This is a genomic window from Streptomyces spinoverrucosus, assembly GCF_006539505.1.
In the GTDB taxonomy this organism is placed as follows: domain Bacteria; phylum Actinomycetota; class Actinomycetes; order Streptomycetales; family Streptomycetaceae; genus Streptomyces; species Streptomyces spinoverrucosus.
This window is the reverse complement of sequence record NZ_BJND01000205.1, coordinates 1-821: the sequence shown is the minus strand read 5'-3', so window position 1 is coordinate 821 and position 821 is coordinate 1. Positions and strand designations below refer to the sequence as shown.

Annotated in this window: 1 protein-coding gene; it reads left to right on the top strand. The window is 72.5% G+C overall.

The window, feature by feature from the left end:
- Positions 1-821: AMP-binding protein (locus tag SSP24_RS42545; protein ID WP_141316638.1), on the top strand; the 821-nt coding region annotated here is incomplete at both ends.

Genomic DNA, 821 nt, shown 5'->3' with positions numbered 1-821 from the left:
ATGTACTGGATCGGGCTCAAGCCCGGTGACGTGCACCTGAACATCTCCTCGCCCGGCTGGGCCAAGCACGCCTGGTCCAACCTCTTCGCCCCGTGGAACGCCGGGGCCACCGTCTTCATCCACAACTACGCCCGCTTCGACGCGACCCGGCTGATGACCGAGATGGACCGCGCCGGGGTGACCACGTTCTGCGCCCCGCCCACGGTGTGGCGGATGCTCATCCAGGCGGACCTGACCCAGCTGCGCACCCCGCCCCGGGAGGCGGTGGCCGCCGGGGAGCCGCTCAACCCCGAGGTCATCGAGCAGGTCCGGCGGGCGTGGGGCGTGACCATCCGGGACGGCTTCGGGCAGACGGAGACCGCGGTGCAGGTCTCCAACAGCCCCGGCCAGCCGCTGAAGACGGGCTCCATGGGCCGTCCCAGCCCCGGGTTCCGGGTGGTGCTGCTGGACGCCGAGACGGGCGCGCCGGGTGCGGACGAGGGCGAGATCGCGGTGGACCTGTCGCAGTCGCCGGTCGGCGTGATGGCCGGGTATCACGGGGACCTCGACCGCACGGCGGAGGCGATGGCGGGCGGCTACTACCGCACCGGCGACATCGGATCGCGCGACGCGGACGGCTACCTCACCTACGTCGGCCGCGCCGACGACGTCTTCAAGGCCTCCGACTACAAGATCTCCCCGTTCGAGCTGGAGAGCGCCCTGCTGGGACACGAGGCGGTGGCGGAGGCGGCCGTGGTACCGGCACCGGACGCGCTGCGCCTCGCGGTGCCGAAGGCGTACGTCGTCCTGGCCGAGGGCTGGGAACCGGGCCCGGACACGGC